General features: G+C 50.7%; 21 protein-coding genes. 12 read left to right on the top strand and 9 right to left on the bottom strand.

Annotated elements, in window-relative coordinates:
* Window positions 1-66 precede the first annotated feature (66 nt).
* Complete coding sequence (locus tag ACBZ72_03950; GenBank protein ID XES78034.1) at window positions 67-2,574, bottom strand: nitrous oxide reductase family maturation protein NosD; 2,508 nt, start codon at window positions 2,572-2,574, stop codon at window positions 67-69.
* A 109-nt stretch (window positions 2,575-2,683) separates the two neighbouring features.
* Here ACBZ72_03950 and ACBZ72_03945 point away from each other — a divergent pair, with 109 nt between their 5' ends.
* The 4 genes from ACBZ72_03945 to ACBZ72_03930 all read left to right on the top strand — a co-directional run bounded on the left by ACBZ72_03945 (window position 2,684) and on the right by ACBZ72_03930 (window position 7,338).
* Window positions 2,684-3,037, top strand: a complete 354-nt coding sequence (locus tag ACBZ72_03945) for an MJ0042-type zinc finger domain-containing protein (protein XES78033.1) — start codon at window positions 2,684-2,686, stop codon at window positions 3,035-3,037.
* Window positions 3,031-4,659 (top strand): hypothetical protein, encoded by a 1,629-nt coding sequence (locus ACBZ72_03940; protein XES78032.1) that lies wholly within the window; start codon window positions 3,031-3,033, stop codon window positions 4,657-4,659. Before ACBZ72_03945 ends, ACBZ72_03940 begins: the two co-directional genes overlap by 7 nt.
* Window positions 4,604-6,007 (top strand): radical SAM protein, encoded by a 1,404-nt coding sequence (locus tag ACBZ72_03935; GenBank protein XES78031.1) that lies wholly within the window; start codon window positions 4,604-4,606, stop codon window positions 6,005-6,007. Before ACBZ72_03940 ends, ACBZ72_03935 begins: the two co-directional genes overlap by 56 nt.
* An 86-nt stretch (window positions 6,008-6,093) precedes the next feature.
* Window positions 6,094-7,338 carry a haloacid dehalogenase-like hydrolase gene (locus ACBZ72_03930; GenBank protein XES78030.1) on the top strand — a complete coding sequence of 415 codons (1,245 nt, stop codon included), beginning with the start codon at window positions 6,094-6,096 and terminating at the stop codon, window positions 7,336-7,338.
* Here ACBZ72_03930 and ACBZ72_03925 read toward each other — a convergent pair whose 3' ends face one another.
* Genes ACBZ72_03925 through ACBZ72_03915 form a run of 3 tightly spaced genes read right to left on the bottom strand, consistent with a single transcriptional unit; the run spans window position 7,339 to window position 8,889 of the window.
* Window positions 7,339-7,815: a hypothetical protein gene (locus ACBZ72_03925; GenBank protein ID XES78029.1), complete on the bottom strand. Its 477-nt coding sequence runs from the start codon at window positions 7,813-7,815 to the stop codon at window positions 7,339-7,341.
* Window positions 7,816-7,871: 56 nt separating this feature from the next.
* On the bottom strand, window positions 7,872-8,174 hold the full coding sequence (locus ACBZ72_03920) for a GIY-YIG nuclease family protein (GenBank protein ID XES78028.1): 303 nt from the start codon (window positions 8,172-8,174) through the stop codon (window positions 7,872-7,874).
* Window positions 8,155-8,889 carry a hypothetical protein gene (locus ACBZ72_03915; GenBank protein ID XES78027.1) on the bottom strand — a complete coding sequence of 245 codons (735 nt, stop codon included), beginning with the start codon at window positions 8,887-8,889 and terminating at the stop codon, window positions 8,155-8,157. Before ACBZ72_03915 ends, ACBZ72_03920 begins: the two co-directional genes overlap by 20 nt.
* A 191-nt stretch (window positions 8,890-9,080) precedes the next feature.
* On the opposite strand from ACBZ72_03915, the gene ACBZ72_03910 reads away from it, so the two are divergent.
* The gene (locus ACBZ72_03910) at window positions 9,081-9,827 is read left to right on the top strand and encodes a DUF72 domain-containing protein (GenBank protein ID XES78026.1); all 747 of its coding nucleotides are present in this window, start codon (window positions 9,081-9,083) and stop codon (window positions 9,825-9,827) included.
* A gap of 20 nt (window positions 9,828-9,847) precedes the next feature.
* Here ACBZ72_03910 and ACBZ72_03905 read toward each other — a convergent pair whose 3' ends face one another.
* Window positions 9,848-10,423, bottom strand: coding sequence for a hypothetical protein (locus tag ACBZ72_03905; protein ID XES78025.1), 576 nt, complete (start codon window positions 10,421-10,423; stop codon window positions 9,848-9,850).
* 4 nt (window positions 10,424-10,427) lie between these two features.
* A complete protein-coding gene (locus tag ACBZ72_03900; protein ID XES78024.1) occupies window positions 10,428-11,012 on the bottom strand; it encodes a hypothetical protein in 585 nt (194 codons plus the stop codon).
* 143 nt (window positions 11,013-11,155) lie between these two features.
* Between ACBZ72_03900 and ACBZ72_03895 the strand changes: the two genes are divergently transcribed.
* Both ACBZ72_03895 and ACBZ72_03890 read left to right on the top strand, forming a co-directional pair.
* Window positions 11,156-11,809, top strand: coding sequence for a hypothetical protein (locus ACBZ72_03895; protein XES78023.1), 654 nt, complete (start codon window positions 11,156-11,158; stop codon window positions 11,807-11,809).
* 14 nt (window positions 11,810-11,823) lie between these two features.
* A complete protein-coding gene (locus tag ACBZ72_03890) occupies window positions 11,824-12,561 on the top strand; it encodes a hypothetical protein (protein XES78022.1) in 738 nt (245 codons plus the stop codon).
* A 45-nt stretch (window positions 12,562-12,606) separates the two neighbouring features.
* On the opposite strand, the gene ACBZ72_03885 is transcribed toward ACBZ72_03890, so the two are convergent.
* Window positions 12,607-13,344 (bottom strand): HisA/HisF-related TIM barrel protein, encoded by a 738-nt coding sequence (locus ACBZ72_03885; protein XES78021.1) that lies wholly within the window; start codon window positions 13,342-13,344, stop codon window positions 12,607-12,609.
* 322 nt (window positions 13,345-13,666) lie between these two features.
* Window positions 13,667-14,134: a hypothetical protein gene (locus ACBZ72_03880; GenBank protein ID XES78020.1), complete on the bottom strand. Its 468-nt coding sequence runs from the start codon at window positions 14,132-14,134 to the stop codon at window positions 13,667-13,669.
* Between the two features lie 214 nt (window positions 14,135-14,348).
* Here ACBZ72_03880 and ACBZ72_03875 point away from each other — a divergent pair, with 214 nt between their 5' ends.
* Both ACBZ72_03875 and mfnA read left to right on the top strand, forming a co-directional pair.
* Window positions 14,349-15,089: a (5-formylfuran-3-yl)methyl phosphate synthase gene (locus ACBZ72_03875; GenBank protein ID XES78647.1), complete on the top strand. Its 741-nt coding sequence runs from the start codon at window positions 14,349-14,351 to the stop codon at window positions 15,087-15,089.
* A gap of 9 nt (window positions 15,090-15,098) precedes the next feature.
* A complete protein-coding gene (mfnA, locus tag ACBZ72_03870) occupies window positions 15,099-16,244 on the top strand; it encodes a tyrosine decarboxylase MfnA (protein ID XES78019.1) in 1,146 nt (381 codons plus the stop codon).
* Between the two features lie 120 nt (window positions 16,245-16,364).
* On the opposite strand, the gene ACBZ72_03865 is transcribed toward mfnA, so the two are convergent.
* The gene (locus ACBZ72_03865) at window positions 16,365-17,387 is read right to left on the bottom strand and encodes a hypothetical protein (protein XES78018.1); all 1,023 of its coding nucleotides are present in this window, start codon (window positions 17,385-17,387) and stop codon (window positions 16,365-16,367) included.
* Window positions 17,388-17,692: 305 nt separating this feature from the next.
* On the opposite strand from ACBZ72_03865, the gene ACBZ72_03860 reads away from it, so the two are divergent.
* From ACBZ72_03860 to ACBZ72_03850, 3 genes are all read left to right on the top strand, one after another.
* Window positions 17,693-17,953, top strand: a complete 261-nt coding sequence (locus ACBZ72_03860; GenBank protein XES78017.1) for a hypothetical protein — start codon at window positions 17,693-17,695, stop codon at window positions 17,951-17,953.
* Window positions 17,954-18,092: 139 nt separating this feature from the next.
* Window positions 18,093-19,019: an ATP-binding cassette domain-containing protein gene (locus tag ACBZ72_03855; GenBank protein ID XES78016.1), complete on the top strand. Its 927-nt coding sequence runs from the start codon at window positions 18,093-18,095 to the stop codon at window positions 19,017-19,019.
* Window positions 19,019-19,771, top strand: coding sequence for an ABC transporter permease subunit (locus ACBZ72_03850; GenBank protein ID XES78015.1), 753 nt, complete (start codon window positions 19,019-19,021; stop codon window positions 19,769-19,771). Before ACBZ72_03855 ends, ACBZ72_03850 begins: the two co-directional genes overlap by 1 nt.
* Window positions 19,772-19,921 lie beyond the last annotated feature (150 nt).

Genomic DNA, 19,921 nt, shown 5'->3' with positions numbered 1-19,921 from the left:
ATTAACTATATAGTCTGAATTCATGAGGTTAGCTTTCAAATTCTCAAAGCAACTCAGCGCAGGCTTTCAGGTATGCTTCTTTCTCAATTTGAAAGCCAACGCAGCAACCGCAACGACCCCAATTAGACCCAAAAAAGCAAGCACCAGCCACAAATCAGCCGATACGGAATCGGGTTGCGGGGAGGTTGATGGTGAAGGCGTGGCGTATGGGGGCAGAGTCGGAGTTGACGACCACGTATGCGCCAAAACTAACTCTTCCGCTAAGGTCATGGCGGTGGTGCTTGAAACTGGCGTCAACAGGGGATAGCGGTCCACATTGTTGGGGTTTGGAACATCCCCATCATATGGGTACTCATCGGTTAAGCCGTAGACCATGGCGTAAGGAATGTCTCCGACCCCAGAGTTGTCAGCTTCAGTGGCGTTTGGGTACCTTGTGAAGTAGTCACTCCAGAAGTTTCCAACTGTGCCGTTGTCCCAAAAATTATGCTCTTTCCCAGAAAACTCGTTAATGTGCGTATTGTTGAAGCTGTTCAGGTAGAACAAGTTGCCAAAGGCGCCACTTGGGGAATCTATGGCAAAACTGCAGGCCGTGAAATTGTTTGCTACAACCGTAGAGTTGGTTTCGCCGTTCAGGTAGATGCCAAAGTAGCTGCTGTAGAAGAGGTTCCCCGCGACGAGGTTGTTTGAGCCCGATTCAAAGTCAACGCTTGAGGTGGTTAGGTTGTTTCCGAAAAGAACGTTACCCACCGATTGGTTTAAGGTGATGCCAAAGGAGAGGCTATCATCGATGTTGTTGCGGCTTAAGTTGTTGTTAAAGGATTGGGTTATGAAAACGCCGTAGTCGTTTTGTGTCAGGTTGCTCTTTGAAATTGTGGTGAAGGTTGAGTTTTTCTCAAAAATGCCGTTGCTGTTTTGTGAAATTCTGTTTTCGGTGAGGGTGATGTTGGTGGAGTTTTGGAGGTAGATGCCGTAGTTGTAGCCAGTTATCTGCAGATTCCTGACCGTGATGTTGGTTTGGTCTGTTAGGTTCACGCCAGTTTGACTCTTTCGAATTATAAGCCCGCCTAAGGTGCCGTTTCCCTGAAGCATATAGCCAGCGCCATCAAGAATCACGTTGTCTTTATTGAGGACGAGTTCTCCATTCAAGTTGTCCGTTAACGTGTAGAGGTTGCCGATGCGTTGAATAGGCGACGTTGAGGGGTCAATGTTTCCGTCGGCAAGTATGATGGTTGAGGGAAAAGACAAGGTGGGAGGAGGCGAGCTTGGCGAAACGGAGACTGTTGGAGTTAAGCTCGGTAAAGGTGAAGAGGGTTCAGTTTCAACTACATAGCCGTTGCCTATCCACGGAAACCCAGGTTCCTGCCTGAAACCTGCAATGGCAAAAGCGCCGTTGCATGTTTCGATGAGGGCGTTTCCTGCCCAAGTCTTGAATGGTGCGCCGAAGGTTTGGTTCCATTGGGGGTTTCCAGCAGAATCGGTTTTGACTAGCCAAACAAGGGTAGTTGCCGACCCTGATGGCATGTAGGAGGAAGCTCCAACAAAGGCCAAGCCTCCATCACGGGTCTGTATTACGCAATACGCGTGGTCTTCTGCCTCGCCGTTTGAGCCTGCAACAAAATTTGTCGGCAAATCGCCTATGCTGGGTAGTTCGCCTGTTCCGCCGTAGGTTTGGGTCCATAAAAGATTGCCCGTGGTATCGGTTTTTATTAGCCACGCGTCATAGCGGCCTAACCCGAAAGCGTTAGTGTCGCCCGCTAAAACGTAGCCTCCATCATTGGTTTGAATAACCGAGTAAGCCGCGCTGTCGCCTAACCCTCCAAAGGCTTTGTCCCACTGCATGTTGCCTTCTGAATCCGTTTTTACGAGCCACATATTGGATTCTCCTTCAGGGTCAAACGACGTTGTTGTTCCAGCCAAAGCATAACCGCCATCAAGGGTTTGCACAACCGAAACGGCATAATCGTCGCCTGCGTCGCCGTATGTTTTGTTCCATTGAAGAGTCCCTGAAGAAGTCACCTTTGCCAAGGCAAAGTCAGAATCAGACAACGCGGCGTCGTGGGTGGTTGAAGCAGACCCCGCAAATATGAAGCCTCCGTCTGGTGCGGGCAGCATCGAGTTGACGGTTAACTCGGTGTAGCTTTGGTTCCATAGTTCATTGCCGTTTGAATCAGTTCTAAGAAGAACAGGGCGGGAAGTGCCCCTAAACTCGTAGCCAACCAGAGCAAAGCCGTCATCTGTGGTCTGCATTAAAGTCAACAAATTAACCACACCATAAGTTTTACTCCACTGAACCTGACCCGCAGCGTCCAGTTTGACAAGTGCCCCCGGAGAAAAATTCTTGTAGTTCCCCTCACAAACCACTGCATATCCGCCGTCACTGGTTTGTATAATCTGATTCGCAGAAACTCCCGACTCCTCAGGCAGGGTCTGTTGCCATGCCAAAACAGGGGGCACTAAAGGTTGAGCTGAAACAAACCCCTCACCAGCGATAACTGAAAACGCGCCCGCTGCAAAAAATAGCCCTACCAAAAGTAATGCAGATAACTTTTTGCCCTTTGCCCCAGTGGGAAACATGAATATGCGTTCTCTGCGGCTTCTTAATAGGTTTCCACTTCACGCGCCGCTTGCAGGGAAACATTTGGCGGGGCAAAGTTAAATTCCCGCCACCCCTAAACACGTAACCATGAAAGTAACAACCGTATTAGGCGCGCTCGCTGCGGCTGTTCTGTTCTTCTTTGGCTTAATCTTTGCCATCGCCGCCTCCGTCCAAGAAGCCACCACGCGCCTAGCCGTCGCCCTTGCCCTCTTTGCCTTAGGTTTTGCTGTCTCATACGTCACTTACGTTTCGTCTCGTAAACCCACCAAAATCATCCAGCAACTGGAGCTTTCGGGAAAAATGAAGGCCGCCACAATCAAGTGCCCTCACTGCTCTGCCTCGGTGGATGCACGCCAAATCCACATTGAAAAAGGCGTACCCTACGCGAAGTGCCCTTATTGTGGAACCACGTTCGAGGTTGCGGAGGAGCCGAAATGGTGAAAAAACGGGTCTTCTTTACATTTTTCGTAGCGGTTCTGCTTCTTTGCGTAGCCGCCTCCGTCGCGGTTTCTGACGCGCAGACCCGAAGCTACCGCTTCAATCAGGAATGGGCAAAGCTTTGGATAAACCACGACGGCACAGTTGACCTGTTTTATAACGTGAGTTTAACGTTGGAGTCGGGGCAGCAAATCAGCTACGTTACGTTGGGGCAGCCCACCAAGGACTTCATGATTGGCGAAGTCACGGACCAGTATGGGCATTTCTTGCAGGCTGACCGTTCTTCGGATGGCACAGGCGTGAAGGTAACTTTGGATTCGCCGCTGACCGCAGGCAACACCATTTGGTTCACCTTAACCACCAACGTGGCGGACATGATTAGCCCTGACTCCATGAACGAGGGGAACTTTGGGATGCAGTTTGCCCCACAGTGGATGTCGGTTCCCATCAATGATGCCCGCATCCAAATTGTTATGCCCCCAAACGTCACCGTAAACGATGTGAAAACCACTGCAGACGCCTTTTGGAACAGCACCTCTACTGAACCCGACGGCAGACTCGCGGTTTACTGGGAAATTCCTGTTCTGCAAGCCGAGGAGCAGTACATTGTTGGGGTGTCGTTTCCAGCAGAAGCCCTTCCAGATTTTGAGCCTCCAGCCCAAGGCGGCTTATCAGGAACCAGCATAGCGTTCATTGCGGCGGCAGTGGCGTTTGTTCTGCTTGCCTTAGGCATAGTTTTCTACGCCGCGCGGAAACGCCCTTACACTTCACCCAAGGTCAGCATGGAAACTCTGGGCATAAAACGCGGCTTAACCGCTGTCGAAGCCTCTTATCTGCTGGACCTTAAGCCCACCCAAATCGTTACCGAAATCCTCTACAGCCTGCTGCAGAAACGCGCGGTCTGGGTGGAATCCACCAATCCATCGCTTAAGCTGCGGGTTATGCCCGAATACCAAAACAAGAAGGGACCCGAGGACAACCTGCTGCGGTACTACGAAATAGACTTTCTCGACGCAGTCAAAGCGGACGGAACCCTTGACGAAGAGGCACTGGCAAAGACCGTTATGTATCTGCGAGACACCTTGGAGCAGAAACTGCGGGGATACAGCCGCAAGGACACGGAGGAGTATTACCGCAAAATTGTGGACAAAGCATGGCTGCAGGTGGAGCAGGCAGGCACAGGTGAGCTTGCATCAAAAGCATATGACCAGCAGCTTCTGTGGCTACTCTTAGACCCAGACTATCAGGGACGCACAAAAACCACCTTCACCACGCGGCCATTTGAGCCCAGTCCGTACTGGCTGTGGTACTGGTACGGCTACACCCACTACAGAGCCGACCCAAACTACACGCCAAACATCAATGCCCCCTCGCAGTCAGGCAAACCCCCCACGATTCCCGGCGCCGAATTCGCCAACAACATCGCCACCTCGCTGGAGAAAACCTCAAGCAACATCGTAACCAACATCGAAAAATTCGCCAACGCCATCATCCCCGCCAAACCCCCCGCTTCTCATCAACCCGCCAACAAAAAAGCGGGATGCGTCTGCGCCTGTGCGGCGTGCGCGTGTGCCTGCGCGTGTGTTTCTTGTGCGTGTGCATGTGCCGGTGGAGGAGTTGGATAAGATGAGTTGGAAAAACAAGTTACTTAGAAAAAGCGTGGTGCCTGCTGGGCGGTACACTTACCGTGGAACAGGCGAATTCACGGGTATGGCGCTGCAACTACGTGTTGAATCGGATGAACGCGGCGTCATGGTGATTAACGCAAACACTGTGCTGCACCTTAACCCAACCGCCTCAGCTTACGCATATTTCTTCATGCAGGGCATGCCCGAAGCGGAGGTTATCAAAAAAATCCGCGGCACATTTCGCGTTGACGAAAACCAAGCCAAAGCGGACTACGAGCGGCTTATCTACACAATCAGCACACTGGCTGAAACGGAGAAAATTTGCCCTGTGACCTTTTTGGATGTGGAAAAGGAGGAGCCGTTCAGCTACGCGTACACAGCGCCGTTGCGTATGGATATGGCGTTGACTTTCCGCTGCCAAAACAACTGCATTCACTGCTACGCAGGCGGACCCCACGAAACCGCTGAAATGACCACGGCACAGTGGAAACAAGCAATAGACCACCTAAGCAGTATCGGCGTGTTCATTTTGACTTTCACGGGCGGCGAACCCACCCTACGCGAGGACCTGCCGGAGTTGCTGCTTTATGCCCAAAACAAAGGCATGGTCACGGGGCTAATAACCAACGGTAGAAACCTCCAAGACAAAGCCTACGTGGACGCGTTGGAGAAGGCGGGGCTGGATTTTGTGCAGGTTACGTTGGAGTCGCATAAACCGGAAGTGCACGATGCCATGACTGCCTCCGCGGGCAGCTGGAAGGAAACCGTAGCGGGCATCCGAAACGTCGTAAACTCGCAAATTTACGTCACCACTAACACCACGCTTAGCAAACATAACGCGAAGAGCTTCTTGGACACAGTAGACTTCATTAAGGGTTTGGGTGTGGATGCGTTTGGCTGCAACAGCCTCATCTACTCAGGCAAAGCCAACGAGGTAAGCCAGCAGTTTGCCCTGACCATTGACGACTTGCATGTGTTGTTGCCGCAGGTTAGGGACAAAGCGCAGGAGTTGGGGCTTAAGTTTTTGTGGTACACACCCACGCAGTACTGCCAGTTTGACCCCGTGCAGTATGGGTTAGGCGTAAAGTCCTGCAGTGCCGCTCTCATTAATATGTGCGTGGCACCCAACGGCGAAGTGTACCCCTGTCAAAGCTACTTTGAAAGCCTCGGAAACATCCTCACCGCCAGCTGGAGCAAAATCTGGAACCACCCCACCGCCCAAGCAATCCGCAGTCGAGCCTACGCTCCAGAAAAATGTGAGGGGTGCCCTCAACTGCAGGTTTGCGGTGGAGGTTGCCCATTGGAGTTACAGAACGAAAAGGCGCTCAACGGCAAATCTGCTTAATTTGGGTGCTTTTTATCAGAAACTCCTTTTAAAGCCAGCGTATATAATTGAGGGTTAGTCCAGAATACGGGTTAAAAGTGAAAACATTGACGATTACCGAGGGGAGGGAACCAAAGCTTGCTGTTTTTGACGTGGAAGGCGTCCTGATACCTAGAAACCGGTTGTTCTTTGACGTAGCACGAAGTTTAGGTTTTGCACATTTGTTTCGGGTGCTGCTCATGGGTTTCTTGTACGAAATCGGAGCTTTGCCTCTTAAGCAGGCGTTGACGCGGATTTTTTGGACTATACGAGGCACTAAACTTGAAGTGTTTTATCAAACCATTGATAATCTGCCGCTTATGCCCAACAGCAAAGAAGTCTTTGACACCTTAAGGGCTGAAGGCTGTAAAACAGCGCTGATCAGTTCGGGCATTCCGACGTTTCTGGTTGATCGATTAGCAAAACAAGTTGGTGCCGACTACGCGATAGGCGTGGAGGTTAGCATTGAAGGCGATTTCTTCACGGGGGAGGTTTGGGGCGACGTAACTGAATCAAACGGCAAATTTTTGGTTCTAAAGGAACTTTTAGAAGAAGGAAACCTGACTCCCAGCGATTGTGTTGTAGTGGCTGATGACCGCAACAACTCTAGTATCTTTCTCAAAGACGCTTTAAAAATCGGCTACAACTCCGACTTTATCATAAAAACAAAAGCAGACGCCATTGTAACCGGCAGGCTTTCCAAAATTTTACCCATCATTCACGGCGTCCAAAAAACCAAAAGTTTTCCCTCATCCAAAGACCTACTCCGCGAATCCATTCACGCCTCAGGCATCTTCATGCCCATTTTTGCAATTTACTTAGGTGTACCGCTTGTAGCGCTTTTCATAAGTTTGGTGATTGTTTTTTACACGGTTTCTGAGTTATCAAGGGTGAAAGGAATGAACGTGCCTTTCTTCTCAACAGTAACCCGGCATGCGGCGTCCCAATCAGAACTCTGCGAATTTACGACAGCCCCGTTGTACTTTGCGTTTGGAATTCTGCTCACGCTCTTACTTTTCCCAGCTCCAGCAAGCTATGCCGCCATTGCCATCTTCACCTTTGGTGACAGCACCGCATCCCTCATCGGAGGCACACTGTCCAAAAAGCCGATGCCGTTTAACCGGTCAAAAACGCTGGAAGGCTCCTTAGGCGGGTTCTTCTTCGCGTTTTTGGGGGCTTTAATGTTTGTTTCGCCTTGGATTGCCTTAGTTGGCGCCGCGATAGGGATGACTATTGAGTTTTTGCCACTGCCCATAAATGACAATTTACTTATCCCAATCTGCACCGCATTAGCGTTAATGTTCATCATTTAATCAAACGCTAATTGTGGCTAAAGCCTCGATGTAGTTTAGGACAACATAGTTTTTTCCCTTTTTAACAACCACGTGTCCTTCAGTCTCCAAAAGCTGCTTTTGCCCTTCAGCGCCGTAAGGGTATTTTTCGTTAAGTAAACCACCCGTTTTTAGCGTTCGCCAATAGGGCGTAACGTCGGAGGCACCTTGTTGCCGTTGCTCCTCGGCTGCGTGGGCGGCAATCCAGCTGAAAATGCCTGTGGTCATGGGGCACCCGATGGTGGCGTTATGTTTTTTGGCAAGCGCCGCGCGAAGGATGTTCATTGTGACAAGTTTACCCTTTGGGACCTTCCGCATGAGTTCATCAACCTCGATGGGGGCGGGAATAACTATGGTGCCGGTGCCCCAGCGGTTAACCATGCGCTCGGGAATCTGCTCAACTTTTGGGAGCCTTTGCTCTGGGAGTTTTTGGCTCCAAGTCAGCTTGGACTTAGGCATCGTGCTTCACTGAAACATCTTGAACCAAACGGGTTATCAAACGTTTCCTTGAAGCGTTAGGGAGAGTTTTTTGGGTTGCTTTGTGAGTCAATGAGGGCTTGTTTTTGTTGGTGGTTTAGCTTCTTAATTGCCTTCTCGCGGCGCATAGCTTCTGAACGGGAAGAAAACGTTTCCACATAGGAAACCTGCTTTGGCGGATGTGATTTGGTGTATTTGGCGCCGCGTCCGTTTGCATGCAGGTTGGCGCGTTCCTGCACGTTTTTGGTATAGCCAGTGTAGAAGGTTCCGTCTTGACAAAGAAGTATGTAAACGAAGTAGGGCATCGAGGTATCATCAGAGTTATTTGGTGTAGTAGTCAATTCTTTCTTCTTGACGCCCCTGAGTGCCTATGCCATTTTCAACAATTGCTTCGTCGTAGGGTGTGAAGACAACTCCTTTGTTTAGAGCGCGTTTCATGTATGTTTCGGGGTCCATCTCTTGAACTCTTAGCCGGTCTACGTCGATTAGGTAGATTTCGTGTATGCGTGCATTTCGGATGCCATCGTAGGTGACGGGAGGGTTTTGGTAGAAGCGGTCGCAGAGGTTTTTGATGTATTCAATGTCGTTGGGGTTTCTTCGGCGAGGCGGCAACGTTAGAGCCGTCGGTAGCGGCAAAACATAGTGAGGCGGAACTCCAATGGCGAATTTTCCTGCAAAACAACTGTAACGGACGATTTTGCTTGCCAAACGCGCATAAGTGTACGTTAGGGGAGCCATAGCGTGTTCGGGCGGTATGTAGCCGGTTTCGATTTCCACGATGAGGTCTCCGTAGCCTTTTGCGGAAAACAAATCACAGGTTAAAATGGGGTCAAGAGGGTACTCAATTTCAACATCATAATCTTTAAGGATGAGGTATTTGGCGCAGACTAACTCCATGACAGAATGGTTAATTTTGACTATGTTGCGTTTTTGGAGATTGATAAGGTCAAGTTTTAGTTTTTCCAGTTTGTGCTTGTGATCCTCTGTCATGTCTGCTGAAAGTTTAGCGACAAGCACGTTGAGGTCTTGTTCAAATTTTCCTTTGCCGTCCGTCATCGCGTTCCCCAACAAAGATTAGTTATCTATACGACGAACAATTGAATAAGCCTTCCCTTAACATTTAAAACAAAACCGTCCGCGCCATAAAAGCACTTTCACCCGCAGAATTTTGACTTGATACGAGAACTAAAACTTTTATTTACTCTTTCAACGATAGTTAATATGTTTATTTTCCGGAGCCACTAACCATGGATGCTTTTGTAGGCACTTCTGGCTGGTACTACAAATGGAACCAGACGCGTAGGCTAGACTGGTACGCTGCCAAATCAGGATTAAACGCCGTAGAATTAAACGCAAGCTTCTACAGGTACCCACCCGCAAAAACCGTTGAGAAATGGGCAACCAAAGGCAAAAACCTGCGGTGGTCAATTAAAGTCAACCGCCTCTTCACCCACACCTACAAGTTCAACGAGGCAGCCATAAGCCGATGGCAAAACTTCCAACAACTCTTTGCCCCCCTTGAGTCTGTGACGGATTTTTTCTTGTTTCAGCTTCCACCCAAAACCACACCGCATTCCGCGTCAATCATTGAAAGGTTTATTCAAAAAACAGGCATTGAGGGGAAAATTGCGCTTGAGGCGAGAAACCAGCAGTGGTTCACGCCCGAGTGGACCAGCTGGGCAAGGGATGTGGGGGTTGTTTGGGTGAGTGTGGATGCGCCCGACTTGCCTAGGGAAGTCGTTAACCTTGAAGGCAGGGTTTATCTGCGGATGCATGGTCGAACCGCATGGTATATTCACCGCTACACGGACAAAGAGCTCAAAGAGGTCGCAGCTAAAATCGCTAAGGCAAACCCGACAGGGGCATATGTTTTCTTTAACAATGACACTGCGATGCTGGAAAACGCCCGGGAAATGCTTAGAAAGCTACAAGTAACCAAAAAACCCAGCCGCCAAGATGATGCCGAAAAAGAAATGACAAGCACAACCTCGTGACCAGCTTTGATGTGTGCGGGTTATGGTTGGGGTTCAGTTGAGGTAGCGCCAACAACTTTTTTGTGCACAAGTCGGGCCACCACACAAAGGATTGCAACGACGATTGCGAAGTAGAAGGGCCAGCCAAAAGCCGCCAGAACCGCGACGCTCACACTTGTTCCCTGAGTCATGCTGGGCGGAAGCATAATGACCGCTGACCCTGACAGGGGAAGGTCAAGTCCTACAAGGGTCTTAGCCATAATCACCATCACAATCAACTCAGCCACAAAGAAGACGACCGCGTAAATGGGTTTGTTGTAGCTGAAGCTTAGCAGCCTCTTAGCGTATGGCTTAGCGGGTACAAGGGAGTAGACCAGCATGATGATGCCGCCAGCAGCCAAAGACAGCAAAACCGAGATGTTCATTGCCCAAATCAACGGCAACGTGAGGGAATCGCCAAAGAGGGCAAAGTTCAGGTTAACGGGCGAGAAGGAGGCTTCCACGAAGGCGGGGCTTCCGATGTTAAAGCTCCACCAAGGAACGAACCAGGAAACAGCAATGAGCACAAGAGTAGCAGAGCCACCCACTATGCCCACCCAGTTAAACTTGCCGGGCATACGGTCACCAGCCAAATATGGGAACAGGACCGATGGGGATGGGCTCGTTCTGCTGGATGGTTATGCCGTTTAAGTCAACAGTCACATCCACCAGAGTCACATCTATGGATGTTTCGCCTAGATGCTCGGTGAGGAAGTGACTCTCGGCGTCCTGCGTCCATGAACCCGTCACGGTAAGCAGGGCGGCTTTTCCCGCGGGGATTGCTACGGTGCCATCGAGACCGACGGAGCCCAAGGAGAAGTTGTGTTCTGCGCATTGGACACCTGCGTAGAGGTTGTTGAGGGTGAAGTTGAGGTTAAGGGGGTTGGTGAAGTTTACGGTTATGGAGAATGTTCGAGACAAAGCGTTTATCTGTTTATCCACAACTGTGATGCCCATCATCTCGGAGTTGGATGTGTTTGTGCCGCTGCCGCCGCTTATCCCCAGATTCTGCTGCAGGGCGGCGCTGTTTCCGTCGATAAGTTCAGAAATTTCAGGTGGAACCACCAACTCTGCCAAGTTATCGTGGTACATGACGATGACGGCACCTATAGGCGCGGCGATAGTTCCAACGCTGATTAGAAACAGGATAATGCCAACTGCTTGCATCCTCTCAACCCTTACATGTAAGTAGAAGTTACTTCTCGCCTGAAGATGCCTTTATACTTTTCCAAACCCCCAGAAAACCAGCGCAACTGAGACGGTTAGCAAATCTTAAAGGCAGCTTCTGCCACAACTATCCCCGAATAAAAATGAACAAGAAGCGCGTCGCAGCAGTAACCGCGGCTTTATTTGTTGTTTTGGTTGCCGCGTCCGTTTTGGTTTCTGCCAGCATTTCTGTGGGCACAAAGGAAGGGGACTGGATAGAGTACCAGGTTGCAACTTCGGGGTCGCCGCCTGGAGACCATGACGCGCAGTGGGCAAGAATGGAGGTTAAAAACGTTCAGGGCACAGTCATTAACCTTAACGTAACAACCCAATTTCAAAACGGCACCTTCTTGGTGGAAAACGTAACCCTGAACCTTGAAACGGGACAAATCGGAGACGCCTTCTTCATCCCCGCTGACCTCACCGAAGGCGAATCTTTCTTTGATGCCCATCAAGGCAACATCACAATTGAAAGTGTACAACAGAAAACTTATGGTGACGCACCGCGGTCTGTGGCTTCTGGAAGAACCCCACAAACCACCTTTTATTGGGACCAACAAACAGGGGTACTGGTGGAGGCGCATTCAACTTACCCCGAGTACAATTTCTCAATCGACACGGTAATGGATAAAACCAACATGTGGCAGCCACAAGTCATCGGGTTAGAAGACGCCGTGCTCTACGTGTTTGCAGCAGTAGCCACAGGCGTCGTTGCCGTGATAGCTTATAGGGTAGCGGTGAGACATAGAAGAACCTGACCAGCGGAAGGATTGTGGTGACGTTTCAGAGAAGATATCGGCGAGGGTACCCCGTTGCGGTTCTGGTAGGCTTAAAAGAGGAGCAGGCAACGCTGTGGAAAGTTTACAGCCACGTTGCTAAGCCTGAAAAGACCGTTCCACTCAACGCAAACCGAAGTGACCAAAAAGCGGTCTACAATTTTCACGAAGCCATCATAAACGCTCTGCGCCCCACCTTAAAAGAAGGCGTCCAAAGCATAATCGTCGCCTCCCCACCCAGAGCAGGCTTTTCAGCGGATTTTCTGCGGCACATCAAAGAGCACCACGCATGGCTTATTGGGGGTCCAAGCAAAGCCGCGTTTGCACAAGTCACGGGGTCTGCCTCCACGATGCATGAAGTGACGGTTTTGACGCGGACAGCAGAGTTTCGCAAAATAATTGGCAAAGCCACCTCCGAGGAAAACGAGAACCTGCTGGAACTGCTTGAGAGGCGTCTAAATGCCCCTGTCCAGACGCCCATGGTTTTGTACGCGTTGGAGGACATTGAAGAAGCTGTTTACGGAGTACACCCGCCGGGTAAGCCTGAACCCGAATACCTCATGCTGACCGACACGCAGCTTACGGGTAACCGCCGAAAAAACCGCCTCCAAAGGCTAACGCAGGTCGCCACCAATAAAGGCGTGAAAACGCGGGTGGTCAAATCGGATACGGCGACGGGAAAACGGCTTTTGCAGTTGGGCGGGGTGGTGTGCACCCTCAAAGAAGCCCCATAACCACACAGAAAACGTTCCAATTGACGGAAAAGAAACGCTAGTGGGTTATGTTTCAAGAAAACCTGAATGCTGCAAGGCATCGATGGAAATCTTGCCCGAGTGCAGGGCAGTTGCCACAAGCGCCCCGTAAACGCCCCTGTCTTTTAGGAGGACTAAATCGTTGATGCCCCGCATGCCTCCGCCGACAAGCACCCGGAGATTCAACCCGCCTAACAAGGCGTCCAACAGCGGGATATCGGTGCCTTCGCCGCTGCCGACCCGCGCCAAATCCAGCGCAATCAACTCCAAAACCCCCGCCGCCTGCACTTGCCCCGCAAGCTCCAACGCACCCAAAGACCGCAAAGCCTCAGATTTGCCCAGCACGTTTCCCGCGTTTAGGTCAAGGCTAACCACAACCTTCTCTGCCCCAAGACACTCGACGGCGTCTTTGAGGAAGCTTAGGCAGGGCAGGGTTTCGGTTCCCACAATCACCTTCGCCACCCCGCAACCCAAAACCCGTCGCGCTCCCTCAAGGTCGGAGACGCCTGCGTCAACCATCAACTTCAACCCCGTCTGCTGGGCTATCTGCCTTAAAACCGAGAAGTTTTCGCCCCTGCCCAAAATGGCGTCTAAATCGGCAACGTACAAGTCGAAAAAGCCGCATTCCTTGAATGCCGAAGCGACGACAAGCGGCTCCGCAGAAGTGCAAAGGACGCTTTTCAGGGGCTGATACTGGCTCCGCTGCCCCCTTACCGCATGCACCGCTACGCCGTTTAAGATGTCTATTACAGGGATAATTTTCAAATCGTCAACCTCGTTGCCCTATGCATGAGACTGTGAAGTTGTTCCTTTTAAACGTGGCAACCGCAGCGAACATGCCAAAGCGGTGTTCTTTTGGCAGAACAACGCGTTCTTTTGGGAGGACCAAGGTGAAGTAGCGCCTTCAAGAGGGAGCACATGGGTTGCAGTCGCAACTGAGGGCATAAATGCTTCTAAACAAGTCTACGTTTTTGATGAGGCAGCTATTTACGTTTATAACCCAAAAAAATAACAACTGGGCAACAGGCACCACTCCTAAACCCACATCTCTCACATATTTTGGTGCCACAGCAATAAACGATGTTATTTACACAGTAGGCGGTTTCACATTTAGCTTTAGTGATTTCATCGGTTCGTTTGAACCAAGCGCGGTTAACGAGCAGTATATGCCTGCAGGATACGGCACACCTGACCCAACATACCAAACCCCAGCACCTGCCCCGACACCAACGCCCAGCTTAGCACAGACGCCAACGTCGTCACCTACACCTTCTTCAGCGGCACCCCCAACAACTGCGCCTCCCAAGCCCTCATCAACTGCAACGCAACCAATTCCATCTCCCTCAATAGCCACAACTAAAGGCGACTCGGGTTTGCAGGAGAACCTTCTTTTGGTGGGCGCGATAGCGGCTGCTGTTGTTGGGGTAGTGACGGCTACTGTTTTGCTCAAACAACGGCGGGTACATAGTTGATTTAAGCCAAACGGCGCCAAAACCCGCCCTGCAGCGCCTTTTCCCGCCGTTCCACGCCGTTTTTCGCCGCGACACAAACCCATTTTAAAGCCCAAATTAAAAAAACAACCCAAAACGGACGCTGCCAAAAACCGAGGAGGATAACAGTTTAGAGCAGCTAAACGTCTCCCGCAAACGCCAAAAAGTTAACCCTTCTCAAAAGAAGCCCGCTTTGAAAACAACGTAAACTTATTTCTGGGGCAAAAGCTTTAAGGTTGAGAAAATCTGCATCACCATACAGAATGGGAGCGGATACTGCTGAAACTGCTCGTGAGCCCAATTAACCCTATGGAAGCTTTGGAAGCCGTCGCTGGCGGTGCAGATATAATTGACGTGAAAAACCCCAAAGAAGGACCCCTAGGCGCCAGTTTCCCGTGGGTCATCAAACAAATCCGAACGGTGACTCCCGCTAACCTTGAGGTCAGCTGCACACTTGGCGACCTACCCAACCTGCCGGGGAGCGCGTCGCTGGCGGCTTTGGGTGCAGCCTCAACAGGCGTCAACTACGTCAAAGCTAGCCTCTACCACCTCAAAACCCCAGAAGACGCCGTGTTCTTGATGCAGAATGTGGTCCACGCCGTTAAAGATTTTGACTCTAACGTGAAGGTGGTGGTTGCAGGCTACGCCGACGCCCACCGAGTAAACTCCGTTGACCCCATGGCAGTCCCCAAAATCGCTCATCAGGCAGGATGCGACTTAGCCATGCTGGACACCGCCATTAAAGACGGCAAAACCCTGCTGGACTTCCTCAACGCCAAACAACTGAAGGCGTTTGTCAATGAAGCGCACAGCTACGGCTTACAAGCCGCCTTGGCAGGCTCCTTGAAGCTGGAGAATCTGCCCGTGCTCTGCGGATTAGACGTAGACATCATTGGACTGCGAGGCGCAGCATGCTTAAACGGAGACAGAGTTACAGGGCACATAACCAAAGAAAAAGTCCAAATCATCGTCCAAGTCATCAAAAACGCGTTGAAGCCTTGCCACGCCGCAGGCATCTGAGGCAAAAGCATGCGCGCCAAAGGCTTAACCAAAAAGGAAGTTTTGGCAAAACTCAAACAAGCAAACCAAAAAGACCAAAAATACCGCGACGGCAAAATCCTGTGCTCCATGTGCACCACCCCCCACCCCGCAGCCAAAACAGCCCACAAAAGCTTCATGGAAGCAAACCTTGGTGACCCCGCCCTTTTCCCTGGCAGCATACAACTGGAGCAGGAAGCGGTCGCCGACCTGCTGGCGCTTCTGCATGCACCCGCAAACGGCGCGGGGTTTATTGTTTCAGGAGGAACCGAAGCCAACCTTATGGCACTGTATGCAGCGCGGAACGCGGCAAACGTGGACGACCCTGAAGTGGTGGTGCCTGAATCGGCGCATTTCTCGTTTATCAAAATTTGTGACCTGCTCAAAATAAAGCCGAAAAAAGCGAAACTGAACACAAACTTCCAAGTGGACCTTGTTTCTGTGAAGCAGCAAATCACCGACCACACCATAGCCGTTGTGGGGAACGCGGGTTCGGCAGAGTTGGGCACAGTTGACCCCGTTGAGGAACTCTCCGAAATCGCCCTTAACCACGGCGTGCCGTTGCATGTTGACGCAGCATTTGGCGGGCTGGTGCTACCGTTCCTGAAAGAGCTGGGCTACACGGTTCCAGCATTTGACTTCCAGCTGGAGGGGGTTAGGTCAGTCACAGTTGACCCCCACAAGATGGGCATGTCCACAATCCCCGCAGGCGGCATCCTGTTTCGAGACAAAGACGCCGTGGAGTGCATCAAGACCCCGACGCCGTATTTGACACAGGATTTTCAGTGTACCTTTGTGGGCACGCGTCCTGCAGCTTCGGCAGCCGCAACTTGGGCAGTTTTCGCTTCTTTGGGACGCGAAGGCTTCAAGAAAACGGTGGCGCACTGCATGAAGCTGACCACTTATTTGTACGAGGGGCTCGAAGCGGCAGGTTTCGAAGTTTTACTTCGACCAAACATGAATATTGTTGCTTTCCGCGCCGCGAACCCAAGGGCACTCACGGAAAAACTGCGCAGTCAAGGCTGGTATGTCTCGCACGTACCACGGTTGGGCTGTATACGGGTGGTTTTGATGCCGCACACCAAAAAGCAACACATAGACGATTTTCTCTGCTGCCTTAAGAACCTAAAAACATAGAGACTATAGAAAGTGGGTTTTAACCAAAACGTAGGAGGGGAAGGGTCTATCAAAAGGTAGCCTACCTACCAAAGGTCAAGGCGGAAACACAGAAAACCCCGTGCTGAAGGCTACAGTGGGTTACTGGTTTTTGACGGCTTCAACCACGCGCGCCAAAAGCATCTGCGCGGCGTCTTGGCTTGGCCAGCCGCCTAACCCGCAGTCTGGACCCGTAAACGTCATTTGGTCGCCAAACTTTTCTTTTGCAAACAGGTACCGTTTGTGTATTGCCGCTTTGCTTTCGACAAGCTGCTCCGCGGAAGGATTTGCTATGCCTTGGTCGTGCAGTTCAGCCAGAATTGTGTCGATGTCGGTTCGGGCAACGCCCACACGCACCCGCTTATCTGCCGCTTCTAGCATGCGTTTGGTTACGCCTTCGATGTTTTTAGGGGAAGCCGCATACTCAAATGTCAGCACATCAAGGTTTTTTATCTGTAGCAGGTCGGGAAGCCGAACTGAGGAGTGCAGATGAATTTGCCTAGTTGCCCCCGAGAAATCGAAGGCTTTCGCCAAGGTTTGCTGAATCAAATCGTTTGCGGCGTTAATGTTAAGAAAACCAAAGCTTGGCTCATCAATACAAACAACCTCGGTCTTAAGATACTTGGTATCTAAGATGGAGTTTTTTGCAAAAAGCCTAATGGTCTGCGCAAAACCATCCAGCACATCAGGGTAAGGGGTGGTGCCGATTTCTTTGAGATACAACTCCATCGGTCCAAAGAGGGAAATTCTCAGTAGAATCTGTTTGCCGAACTCTTCGCTGAGGTTTTTGGCTTCTTGACTGATTAGGCGAACTTCGGGCAGAAAAGCATCCTTTTCGTCAACCACAAAGGTGCCATTGTCCATGGCTTTATGCAGCACGTCGCCAATTTGCTTAACCCCATCATAGTGTTGAGGAAAATTAACCACATCAAGCCCTGCAGTTAGCTTCTTGCGGAAGGAGTCAAGCACCACCTCACAAAAGTTTGCCTTCACAAACTCATCGCTGCGCGGGTCGGCACCTTTGGCGAAAGCGTCTCTTGCCGCCACATAGGCACGGCTGAACGCTTCTTGACTTATGGCGTGGGGTAAGGGAAAGCTTCCGATGTCATCAATCAAGACCGCCATAAACGTCACTCCACAAGGGAAATAGGTTGGTTCCCTAATTAACGTATTCGAAATCACCTATTGAAAGGCGTATTGTTGAAGGCGTATAAGACGCTTGTGACCGACGATTTCAGATTGAAAATCCGAATTCCCAAAAAGCCTCTGCCATGTCTCTTGGCGAAAAAGCAGGATCCGAAAAAAAAGCCATAAACCAACTATTGGACCATAGTTTTCGGTTGGTGTCGTGTTTGTTTTTCTGTTTTGGAAAAGCTTAACTACATTTGCTCCAATTGATGCAACAATAACAGGCATCAGGACGAAAAGATATGGCTCGGGTTAAATGCAAGAAATGTGGGGCAGTTTTCGAGCAAGGGTTAGGCGGCGCAGTTTTCGCGCCTCACGTGGGTCCTCTTCACTATGTGAAGTGCCCCGCCTGCGGCAAACGCAGTTGGCTCAACATTTACTCCAGCGTCCCAGACCCCATAACGTATCCTCCGCAGGAAAACCAGCAGGAGCCTGAAAGGGACATCTCTGAGGAGGAGCTGGAACGCAAACGCATCGAAGATTCCAAGTACGAAAAAACCTAAACCGTTTCCCAACAACTGCAAATATCTGGGAAAAAATCAACTTAAGCTCCAGTTGCTCAAGGACGACAAAGAAGCGGTGGATAGAAGAATCTAAATACCAAAAGCCCTAATTAGAGTCAACTTTAAGGGGCTCTTGCGGATGATTGAAACTGAAAATTTAACCCGCAAATTCGGCAGCCTGACTGCTGTGGATAACCTTAACCTCAAAGTTAGAGACGGCGAAGTTTTTGGGTTTCTTGGACCGAACGCCGCGGGGAAAACAACCACGGTGCGTATGCTTTGCTGCCTCATCACACCAACCAGTGGAAAAGCCCACATCGGCAGCTACGAGTCAGGCAAAGAATCCGACTGCCTTGCTATCCGCAAAATGGTGGGGCTACTGCCTGAAAACGTAGGCTTATATGATAACCTAAGCGCATACCGTAACTTGGATTTTTACGGCAAACTCTACGAGGTCCCCCCAGAGAAACGAAGCGAAAACATCGAGCGGCTGCTACGGCTGCTGGGCATCTGGGAGCGCCGCGACGAAAACGTAGGCAACTTCTCCAAAGGCACCAAACAAAAAATCGCCATCGCCCGCGCCCTCATCCATGAACCTAAGCTGCTTTTTTTGGATGAGCCCACCGCCAACCTCGACCCCGAAGCCTCCAAGACGGTGCGGGATTTTGTGTTGGAGCTCAAAAAAGAAAAAAACACCATCTTTCTCAACACGCACAATTTAGATGAGGCGGAACGGCTTTGTGACCGCATAGGCATCCTCAAAACCCGCCTTATTGCTGTCGGTGAACCCAAGGAGTTGGAGCGGAGCCTTTACAGTCGCAAGACTATCGTGCATCTGCAGATGGTAACCGACGAGATAACGAGGTCAGTTGAAAAGCTCAATTCGGTCAGTAATGTTCGGGTCGTCGATAACAAACTCGTATTGGATATGGATCACCCTGAGAAGGATAACCCAGACTTGGTGCGGGCGATTGTGGCTGCGGGTGGAGATGTACAGTACGTGACCGAGCTTAAGTCCACACTTGAAGATGTGTACTTAAAGTTGATTAGGGAGGCGAAGGCATAGTGAGATTTGCAAAAGCGTGGATAGTTGCCTCAAAAGACCTATCGGTGTTTAAGAAAAACAAGTACATCACGTACTCGCTTGTTGCTTTACCCCTGCTTATGGGCATTTTGATTCCAGGCATCCTGATTTTCTCGATAACCGCCGGAGCCAGCAGCATAAACAACCCGCAAATGGTGCAAACCGCCTACATGCTCATTGACATGTTCACGGCGTACTTTGTGGTCATCGCCGCCGTGCTGCCCACCATCATTGCATCGTACAGTTTTGTAGGCGAAAAACTGGAAAAAAGCCTTGAGCCGCTTCTGGCAACGCCAACCACGGATGCGGAGTTGCTGTTTGGCAAAAGCCTCGCCTCCTTCATTCCCTGCATAGGCGCCACATACATAGGCACCGCCATCTTTGTGGTCATAATCGACGTATGGTCCTCGATGACGCTGGGTGTTTGGCTGTTGCCCAACCTCTACTGGGCAGTTGTCATGGGGTTAATGACGCCGCTTGCCTGCGTTTTAAGCGTTGAAGCTAACGTCATCATTTCCTCCCGCGTCAACGATATCCGCGCTGCTCAGCAACTGGGCGGCTTAATCATCTTGCCCCTGCTGATGGTGATGATACTTGCAACCTCCATCCCCTCCATCCCGCTGGTCACCTTAGGCTTGGTTGTTTCAGGCGCGCTTGCGGTGGCGGATTTGGCGTTGTTTTACGTGGCTAAAGCGACGTTTCGGCGGGAAGAAATCCTCACTAAATGGAAGTGACCCAAATGAACGAAAACGAACCAGTCCGATGCCAGAAATGCGGCAAACCTCTCGGCTACGTCACTGTACTTGGAAAAGGCTTGCTGGGTAGGCAGCAACGTGTCGAAAACGTGAAAGTCGTTGGCATATGCATGGATTGTCACCGAAAAA

This window comes from Candidatus Bathyarchaeia archaeon, from assembly GCA_041447175.1.
Classification (GTDB): domain Archaea; phylum Thermoproteota; class Bathyarchaeia; order Bathyarchaeales; family Bathycorpusculaceae; genus JADGNF01.
This window is presented reverse-complemented; position numbering and strand designations above follow the sequence as displayed.

Coding starts and splice junctions, on each gene's coding strand:
- ACBZ72_03950 (XES78034.1), bottom strand. CDS start 2,574: ATGTTTCCCACTGGGGCAAAGGGCAAAAAGTTATCTGCATTACTTTTG.
- ACBZ72_03945 (XES78033.1), top strand. CDS start 2,684: ATGAAAGTAACAACCGTATTAGGCGCGCTCGCTGCGGCTGTTCTGTTC.
- ACBZ72_03940 (XES78032.1), top strand. CDS start 3,031: ATGGTGAAAAAACGGGTCTTCTTTACATTTTTCGTAGCGGTTCTGCTT.
- ACBZ72_03925 (XES78029.1), bottom strand. CDS start 7,815: ATGCCTAAGTCCAAGCTGACTTGGAGCCAAAAACTCCCAGAGCAAAGG.
- ACBZ72_03915 (XES78027.1), bottom strand. CDS start 8,889: ATGACGGACGGCAAAGGAAAATTTGAACAAGACCTCAACGTGCTTGTC.
- ACBZ72_03910 (XES78026.1), top strand. CDS start 9,081: ATGGATGCTTTTGTAGGCACTTCTGGCTGGTACTACAAATGGAACCAG.
- ACBZ72_03905 (XES78025.1), bottom strand. CDS start 10,423: ATGCCCGGCAAGTTTAACTGGGTGGGCATAGTGGGTGGCTCTGCTACT.
- ACBZ72_03900 (XES78024.1), bottom strand. CDS start 11,012: ATGCAAGCAGTTGGCATTATCCTGTTTCTAATCAGCGTTGGAACTATC.
- ACBZ72_03895 (XES78023.1), top strand. CDS start 11,156: ATGAACAAGAAGCGCGTCGCAGCAGTAACCGCGGCTTTATTTGTTGTT.
- ACBZ72_03880 (XES78020.1), bottom strand. CDS start 14,134: ATGGGTTTGTGTCGCGGCGAAAAACGGCGTGGAACGGCGGGAAAAGGC.
- mfnA (XES78019.1), top strand. CDS start 15,099: ATGCGCGCCAAAGGCTTAACCAAAAAGGAAGTTTTGGCAAAACTCAAA.
- ACBZ72_03865 (XES78018.1), bottom strand. CDS start 17,387: ATGGCGGTCTTGATTGATGACATCGGAAGCTTTCCCTTACCCCACGCC.
- ACBZ72_03860 (XES78017.1), top strand. CDS start 17,693: ATGGCTCGGGTTAAATGCAAGAAATGTGGGGCAGTTTTCGAGCAAGGG.
- ACBZ72_03855 (XES78016.1), top strand. CDS start 18,093: ATGATTGAAACTGAAAATTTAACCCGCAAATTCGGCAGCCTGACTGCT.